Origin of the sequence: Barnesiella sp. An22 (assembly GCF_002159975.1) — a bacterium.
Taxonomy (GTDB): Bacteria; Bacteroidota; Bacteroidia; order Bacteroidales; family Barnesiellaceae; genus Barnesiella; species Barnesiella merdigallinarum.
Window position 1 is genome coordinate 1 of sequence record NZ_NFJR01000027.1, and the last position, 9,064, is coordinate 9,064.

The following is a 9,064-nucleotide window of genomic DNA, read 5'->3' on the forward strand; positions in this document are numbered from 1 at the left end:
CTATTTCATTAGCGAGTATTTCAAGTGCGTTACATTTGACGACTTCTTCACCTTGGTAAGCAACTACTATGATGAGAATAATCCTGAAGACCGTAAATTTATTGCAGCTTTGCAGGATGAAGCCATCATAAAGGAGGAAAAAATCTTAGGTGATGAACAACGAATAATCTACGATGCTCCTACTGATGAAGATATCAATGTTTTGGCTGGCCCGGGCTCAGGGAAAACACACATACTGACTTTACGGTGTGCCCGGCTCATTTATAGGGAAAATGTATCCCCCAATGAAATTCTCGTTCTTGCCTACAATAGGGCTGTTGTAGTCGAACTGAGGAATCGTTTGGATAGATTGTTTGGGAGTCTCGGTTTGGGACGTTCTGCTAGCCAGATTCATGTCCATACATTTTCTGCTTTGGCAAAGGTTGTATGCGGACAGGCGTTGAATAATATCGATATCAAGAAGTGGGAAGAATACTTTCTAGATGTACTGCGCAGTCGACCGGCTGATGTTAAACAAATACTACCAGGTATTCGCTTTGTCATGATTGACGAGTTTCAAGATATCACCCAAACCCGACTCAATGCCATGTTTACAATACGCCAGATTTATCCTGGAGTAAGATTCTTCACCATTGGTGACAAAAATCAGAGTATCTATGGCTTTGATAAAAAGATAGAGGGTATTCCGGAATCAACAAACCCTGATTACTATTATAGACAATTAACCTCAAAACTTTCACCTCACGAATATACAATGAGGACGAATTATAGGTCATACCCCAAAATCCTCGCAGCAGCTTCTAATTTCCTGAAAAATTCCAATGAAACACCTATTTCTTCAAAGAAATTACAGGAAGCCGAACCACCATATGAATATGTAAAAATTGTCAATTGGAAGAAAGGTACTGCAAACTGGACCGATGAACTACAGGGTCTTGTTGAGCAAGCAAAAGCTACCCTTGACAACGAGCCCCGTCAGAACAGAATAGAGGACATCGCTATCTTCTTCAGGAGTAATGATGAAGTATACCGAGGATACGAAAGAGTCAGCAAAATGAATATTTCAGATGTAAGAATCAGGATTCAAGGAGCTTCCGGATGCGAATTGTACCGTGTTCGAGAGATTCATGCTGTTCTTGCATATCTTCAAAGTAATTCATCAAAAGAGATTACGATTTCCGGCTCACAAACGCAAAAAGAGTTACGAAATTTTATTGAGAAGCTCATGTTAAGTTATCCGAAATGGGATAGATTCTATCTTGATTTTGCATACACCATGATTCTCGATTATTTGGATTTTGTTTCATCTGAAGAGGACAATTACACATTTGGTCAAATGGCAGAAGCCATTAAAGAATCAACACAAACCGATGATGGCCAAATATACAAGATATACGATAGATATGAAGCTGAAAGAATTGACCACAAAAAACAACTGAATATCATTCTGACCACCATGCACAAAGTAAAAGGACTTGAATTCGATGCAGTTATCATAGCACCTTCCTTTGCCTCCCTGCCATTCGATGGGAGAACCGATTCGGAAATCGACTTCAACGCGCCTCTCTCTGACGAAGAATTTGAAGAATTAGAAGAGGAACGTCGCCTTCAATATGTAGCATACACTCGAGCACGGAAGATTCTCTGGGTATATCGTTTCACCCGTGAAACCGCATTGGATCAGATGAGAAAACTTCCTCGTCAAGACGCAAAGCTTGGCTGGACAGACAAACCAGGAATAGATAAGTTCTTCTTAAGCTATTTGGCCATTGAAGGACAGTTCCCCAATAATAACTACATCCTTAATATGATAGCAAAGAATGATTCCATCGAGATCGTACCATACCATCGGAAAGACGGTAAAATTAGCGCATGTGTAAAGCATAACGGTGTAACTATCGGAATGCTATCAAGAAAGAGTAAAATAATCAGGAAGCTTACAACTTCAGATATCAATAATGAGCCAATACCAAAAATTTTGAATGGATTGTTTGTGAATGAAGTATTTGTTTGGACATATGATGATACCGTTAAATTTGACCAAGAAAATAATACTAATTTTAAACAATTTTGGTCACTGGATGCTAGAAACTGCGGTTATATTTACATTGTCGACTTTGCTGGATATGCAAAATAAAAAATTAAGAGTATGAATGAAATCAAAGAAGGTATATTACATGATTATAATACTGCTGTAGAGAGTTTTAACCAAAAGGACTATCGAGGTTTTTTTATGAACATTCGTCCGTCAATAGAATGGTTATCCAAATTGATGATTATGGACATTGTGGGCGATGAAGATATTGCCTATAATATCATTGACGGTGAGATTACAATCGGAAAAAGCCAACTAAATATCTATCAACTCCAAAACAATTCTTCAAGCAAGAAACCTTCCGGCAAAGCTTTCCCTTTATTAGTACCCAAGGCATATCTTTACAAGCATCCAGATATATCCACTTCTTATCTGGATAAGAAAAAAGAGCGCTTACGTCGAGGATTGGAGAGCTGTGCCAGTGAATTTGCTAGGTTATATGACCTAGCAAGCGGATTTGGGAATCATACTGACAAAAATATTATGGACATATCTGTGCAAGCAATAGGTTGCGCAGCCTTTATTAAGAGTTATTTTGACTTTGCCAAGAGCAACAGTATTTTATCTTCAGAAACCATATCATTTTTGTCCAACCTCGCAGATTTCAATCTTTCCAAAGAAGACAAAAGTGAAGAGTTTCAACAAAAGATTGATGAATTAATTACAGCATTGGAAAAAAAAGAAGCCTCTCTTTTAGAGGCACAAGCTATGCAGCTTGAAATCGAGAAGCAAAAACTGGAAGCTGAGACAAAGAACAGTGCTCTTGAAGCTAAAATTGCTACTATGCAAAAAACCATAAATGACTTAAATGAGCAACTCGCCTTTATTGGGATACAGGCAACACAACAAATTGAAGAGAAAGAGGAAGAACCGACGGACAATAAACCTGTCAAACCTCAATTAAAACTTTCTAATATTTTGAAGCTTTCTTCCACATCTTGGGATGTCGAGGAAGAAGCTATGGACGATGACCAGCTGGATCTCATTGAGATGAATATCAACAAATCAATGTTGGTCTCTGGGTGCGCTGGAAGTGGGAAATCTGTTATTGCCATGCACAAAGCTGAGCAAGTCGCGAGAACCGGTGCAAGCGTAATCCTTATTGCATATACAAAATCGTTATCAGCATTTATGCGTGATGGGATAAACGAAAAAACACTGCTGTATAAATTTTACCACCACTATAGATGGAAAGAGCAACTTAAAAAACCGAGTGCCGACTACATAATCGTAGATGAGATTCAGGATTTCACTCGTGAAGAAATTCTTGAATTCATGGAAGCCGCAAGAAAAGCTTATTTTTTCTTCGGCGATTCTGCCCAATCAATCTACAAACAATATGGGAAAAACACCATTAGCATTGAGGAAATATCTGCTTTGACAGGACTAACACCAATGTTATTATACAACAATTATCGTCTTCCTAGACCAATTGCAAAAATTACACAAGATTATGTTGGCGTACACGTCAATCCATACGAAGATAGAGTCTATCAAAACAAAGAAAAAGCACTGCCACACTTCGTTCATCTAGACGGATTTGAGGAACAGATATCGGCTATACGCACACTCATAGAAAAATACACGAGGAATATATTTGATAATCGTTCTATTGGCATATTACTTCCAAGTAATGATTTAGTTATCAAAATCTGTCAGAAGCTTCAGGAATCTGATATTCCTTGCGAATTCAAGTATACAAATGACAATTCAAACAGATTTGTTGACACTTTGGATTTTGAGACCTATCTGCCGAAGATCATGACATATCATAGTGCTAAAGGCCTTCAATTCGACGTAGTAATTCTGCCAATGTATGTTGACGCATCTGACAATGAGGCCAGAAAGGCTCTATACGTTGCTATGACTCGCACTATGCACAATTTATACGTTATGTATTCTACTCCCATCATTGGAGCACCTCTTTCAGATGTGCCGACAAAACTGTATCTTAATACACTTTAATTCGGTCAATCTCTATTTGCCTGGGAAGATTATAGTCTAACAAAAAATCGCAAAAATATCGGATGACTAATTTGATATAAATTCATAGCAGATAATATATTAGAATAAATCTAGATAATGAGTTGACAAACAAATGTTCCTCTTCGAATGGCTTTCTTCTATCAATCGAAGACGGAACAGCCTCTGGCAGTCCGGAGCGACAACAGTATGCATGTGCCCAATTACAATCCTTCACGCCAGCCTTATCTGAGAAATTCCGAAACAATTAACCTCCAAATAAAGAAACTTTACTTAAATAAACAAATAAATCTGCAATATCTCTGAGATACTATACTTCTCTATACCTCTCGAACAAATTGCTTGCAGAATCAAATCGTTCTCGATTGACAGATGATTTATTGCAACATGAATTTAAAGGAGGTAAAAGTTTAGAAATTCCCAATTGCAACAATATGGAATTGATAAACTACATTAAATCTGTATTTTGATGCTACTTTCCTGTCAGCAGACTTAAGTTCCGGATATAACGATTCAATGATTGAAGTTGTTACTGGAATGGTTCCTATTTCACTTAATTGTCTATTCATACTATAAATATAGCAATAATTTGAACAATAAAAGAAATATAACTTCTTTTTCTGTTCAAATTATTACTGTTAAAGGAAGCCTCTTTTTTATGTAATATAAATTCCTGCGATACGGATTTATGAGATGCAGACAAATGGGTACCTGTTGGGGCCTATTTGACTCTGTCTTCCTTGACCTGTTCCCGGAACTGCTTGGGCGACATGCCGCAATTTGTCTTGAAAAACTTGCCAAAGGCCGAGGGACTGGAAAAGTGCAGGACAAAGGCTATCTGCTCGATGGTCATGTCCGAACTCGCCAGCAATCGGCGGGCATGTATCCGCAGGCGTTCACTGATATAGGAGTAAACCGTCCGTCCGGTGATGTCCTTCACTACCTTTTGAAGATAGCGGACTGATACCTGCAGATTTTGGGCATAGAACCCGATGTCGTGCCGTTCTGCATAATGAAGACACAACTGCTGGAGAAAGTTCTGGAACAGGACATCCTTGTGATTGGCAGTCAGCGTCATCATTTCCAGATTCTTCCTCATAGCCTCCGTAACAATCAACAACATATACGACAACAGGGCGAGCATCATCGGTTTGACAGATGGATGATGGGGGATAAATTCGCATATCGAATGAAAGATTGTGGAGACTTCGTTAAATTCGGCAGCGTCCAGTTTTATTTCAGACATTCCGGTGGAGTTCACCATCTTGTTCTGCAAGGCGTGAAACTGTATACTTTCCGGGATGGAAGCGAAAAACATCCTGTCAAGAAACAGATAGCGTGCATGAAATGAAGGTCCGGCCTTGAAAGCGGTGACAATCATGTAAGGTTTGAGCATCAGCATGGAATTCTGTTTCAGTTGGAAGGGGATATAGTTTATCTCCACTGCCGCTTCACCGCTTTCCACAAGCACAAATACATAAGCCTCAAAACCGACGGTTTCGTCACTTTCAAAACTGAAACTTCGGTTTGTGGCCACTTCATTGCCCATGAGAGAAACAAATTTTCCATCGGCAATCATCCAGGCAAGAGTTGAAAATAGAGCATCGTTCGCCATTTTCCTGCAAAAATAACCTTTTACCTCGTATATTCCATACAACAGTTCGCTATTTTATCTGTTTTGTGCATTTTGTCGATATAGTGATGATTGGGAATTGCCGTAACTTTGCATCCGATTTAAGAAAGGATTTTTGAAATATGAGCAATGGATATAACAAACTTTGGACAAGAAGCTATATCTTGAACAACATGACCTGTTTCATCATCAACGTGTCATACTATATGTTGATGGTCATCATGACCGATTATGCGGTCAGCAGGCTTGGAGCGTCCTTAAGCATGGCCGGATTCGCCACCGGTTCCTTCATTGTCGGTGCGTTACTGGCAAGAATTTTTATGGGCGGACAGATCGAACGGATTGGATTGAAACGATCGGCTTATCTGGGATTGGCCATTTTCATTCTCGGCCTGATCCTCAATTTCTTTATTTCGAACATTTGGTTGCTCTCAACGGTGCGTATCATACAAGGTATCGGCTTTGGCATCGGTTCCACAACCACCGGTGCAATCATGGCGCACATGGTACCGGCTGCCCGACGTGGCGAGGGAACAAGCTACTATGCGATGTTCGTCACGCTGGCTACAGCCATAGGTCCGTATGCCGGAAGTGCCTTTTATAAGGGGAATCTTTTTACCGACTTGGTAATAAGTACCCTGTTGCTTGTAGTAGCTCTCGTGTGCGTGCGCTACGTATCGGTTCCCGAACTGCCGACCGAAAAGGACAACCGTACGGCTGACAGCGGTTCTGAAGGCTGGCTGTCGAATTTTATAGAACCGAAAGCCCTGCCTATTGCCGTCATCACGCTGCTGGTCAGCCTGGGCTTTGCCGGAATCCTTGGTTTCGTTTCATCTTATGAGAAGGAAATCGGACTGACCGAAGCCGGGAAATATTTCTTCATCGTCTATGCCGCGTTTACACTGATAAGCCGTCCCTTCACGGGAAGACTGTTTGACAAGCGGGGCGCCAATGTGGTAATGTATCCGGCCTTTTTCATTTTCGGTATTGGACTGCTATTGCTCAGCATCGCATCCACCGGATGGGAGCTTTTGCTCGTTGCGGCCTGCATGGGCTTGGGATTCGGCACCTACATGTCGTGTGCCCAGGCCATAGCCATCATGCTCTCTCCCCAGAATCGGATGGGAGTGGGCACTTCCACCTTCTTCACCTTCATGGACCTGGGCGTCGGATTCGGTCCGTCGTTGATGGGATTGTTCATTCCCTCCATCGGTTTCAGCGGCCTTTACGTGGCGCTGGCCGTCATCCAGTTTATCTGTGCGGGGCTGTATCTGATAACAACAGGACGGAAACTGAAACATACATCACACAGTGCATCCGTTGCTGCATCGGATGCTGCACAGCCTGCATCCGCCGGCCTTATGATAACCATTGCCCGAGAATATGGATGCGGCGGACGGGAAATCGGAAAACAGATTGCCTCACAGTTTGGCATTCCCTGTTACGACCATCAAATCATTGAAAAGATTGTGTCCGAAAGCAACCTCAGTTCTTCTCTCGTTTCTGACGAGGAACAGCGGGTTTCTCCATCGGAGCTCTACCGCTTGTATGCCTGGTATGCTTATTCACTTCCCGGCAACACCTCCATCGCGGAGCAGTTGTTTGATCTGGACCGTCGAATCATCAATCATTTTGCACAAGAGGGTTCGTGTGTCATCATCGGTCGTCTGGCCAACCTGATACTGAAAGATCGTCCAAATGTAATCCGTATCTTTGTCTATGCTTCAAAGGAGAGCGAGGCGGCAAGGGTATCCGCACGGGACAAGTTGAGTCTGAATGAGGCTTTGGAGAAAGTGAAACGCGTCAATCGGGAACGTGCTGCCCATTGTGAACATTTTACGCATACGCAATGGAAGGATGCAACGAACTACGACATCACAATCAATTCTGATCTTTACGGTATCCATGAAACCGCCAAACTCTTGATCGGGATGATACAGGAAAAAGTACAGACTCACGGATAGATACATTTGGGAATTTATATATCATTTCCCGACGAGTGAACTCAAAATTTTCTAACCTTTCTCCTGAGTCAAAAATGGAATCTTATGAGAAGATGGTCAGAAAAGGAAGTTTAATTCTACACAAGTAAAAAGCCATAAAAACCATGCCCTGATTCCCCTCGGTTTCAGAGCTATTTTTGTACCTTTTCACCCTAAAAATTCTCAAAATTCATGAGTTTTCGCAAAACTGGCTTTGATATTCAAGAAATTACACTTACTTTTACTTTCTAAAATGGAGGTACAAGCCGAGAACGGCGCTAAAAATCACTAACTTACACATTCTCAGATACTTGCCAACCTGCTGGTTGTACCTTTTAGAGTGCTATACTATTGATAATCAACGATGTACACATACTGCATCGAAAAACTTTTGTTTACTACGGAAGCATATTATACATGATATTCCTTGCGCTCTGCCCTCAGGCGCCGGAGCCTCTGCTGCGGATTCTCCTGAATGCCCTCGACCATCATCACCGAGTCGCGCCATTCCATGGGATAGCTGTTTGATTTGGGATTGTACTCCGGCAGTTTGAAGAGACCTGCTAGACCTGCTTCCAGGCGTTTTACATACATCACCATACCTCCGTCTTCCGCATGAAGCAGTTTCATGAGCCTGCGGCTGGAGCCGATGAAGATGAAGAGAACCCCGTTCTTCACTTCGCTGTTCATCTTCTCATATACCACTCCGTACAGCGAACTGATACCCTTGCGCATATCTGTCCTGCCCAGACACAGGAAGTAGCGCATCGTGTCGTTCTGATTAAACATGGCCGCCTCGAAGACTTTGGGTGAACAGTTTCATCAGTATCTCTTCTGAACCGTTCCCGAAGTGAGCACGAGGACCGTTGGGAAACAGAACGGCCACGCCATGCGGCACTTGTTCTTCAGGAGAAGATTCAACTGACTGTTTAAAACTGATGGGAGCCAGCCCCTGCTTGACACTGGTCCTGTCAACGAAACATTTTCTATGCCAGTAATGATAGGTTGAATATCTTACACCTATCTGTTGCAGGTACGACTTCAACGGCAGGCTACTTTGTTGTACCTGCAATTCCAATTCTTCAAATACCAGTCTATTCATAATAATTGAGTTTTGATTGTATTCGCTGCCGCAAAGCTACAATCAAACCTCAAGGTGTAAAAGGTGTATTTATCCGAATGCTTACATTATAAAAAAGTGCGGGATGACCGAGTGGGCGCATCGGGGGTGCGGGATGACTCGGCATGCCCTCCGGGGGATTGGGGAGGGCATAAAAAAAGAGCCGGAAGGTTGTCTTCTTCTGACTTCCTTCCGGCTCATCTTTTAAGGTGGCGGCTACCTACTCTCCCACTTGCGCAGTACCATCGGCG

6 protein-coding genes and 1 pseudogene are annotated in these 9,064 nt (G+C 42.1%); 4 read left to right on the forward strand and 3 right to left on the reverse strand.

Going from position 1 to position 9,064, the window contains the following annotated elements:
* Together B5F38_RS13715 and B5F38_RS13720 are read left to right on the forward strand one after the other, a co-directional pair.
* Positions 1-2,137: UvrD-helicase domain-containing protein (locus B5F38_RS13715; RefSeq protein ID WP_143240993.1), on the forward strand; the 2,137-nt coding region annotated here is incomplete at its 5' end.
* Between the two features lie 12 nt (positions 2,138-2,149).
* On the forward strand, positions 2,150-4,060 hold the full coding sequence (locus B5F38_RS13720) for a 3'-5' exonuclease (RefSeq protein ID WP_087409693.1): 1,911 nt from the start codon (positions 2,150-2,152) through the stop codon (positions 4,058-4,060).
* A gap of 739 nt (positions 4,061-4,799) precedes the next feature.
* Here B5F38_RS13720 and B5F38_RS13725 read toward each other — a convergent pair.
* On the reverse strand, positions 4,800-5,693 hold the full coding sequence (locus B5F38_RS13725; protein WP_143240994.1) for an AraC family transcriptional regulator: 894 nt from the start codon (positions 5,691-5,693) through the stop codon (positions 4,800-4,802).
* 191 nt (positions 5,694-5,884) lie between these two features.
* Here B5F38_RS13725 and B5F38_RS13730 point away from each other — a divergent pair, with 191 nt between their 5' ends.
* Entirely contained in the window at positions 5,885-7,675 is a 1,791-nt protein-coding gene (locus B5F38_RS13730; protein ID WP_255376545.1) for an MFS transporter, read from the forward strand.
* Positions 7,657-7,794, forward strand: a pseudogene (locus B5F38_RS13735) (DUF1524 domain-containing protein); the annotation flags it as partial. The gene B5F38_RS13730 and the pseudogene B5F38_RS13735, both read left to right, overlap by 19 nt.
* A gap of 310 nt (positions 7,795-8,104) precedes the next feature.
* Here the strand turns inward: B5F38_RS13735 and tnpB are convergent.
* Entirely contained in the window at positions 8,105-8,482 is a 378-nt protein-coding gene (gene tnpB / locus B5F38_RS13740; protein WP_162611685.1) for an IS66 family insertion sequence element accessory protein TnpB, read from the reverse strand.
* The gene (locus B5F38_RS13745; protein WP_087409696.1) at positions 8,475-8,795 is read right to left on the reverse strand and encodes a hypothetical protein; all 321 of its coding nucleotides are present in this window, start codon (positions 8,793-8,795) and stop codon (positions 8,475-8,477) included. Before B5F38_RS13745 ends, tnpB begins: the two co-directional genes overlap by 8 nt.
* Positions 8,796-9,064 lie beyond the last annotated feature (269 nt).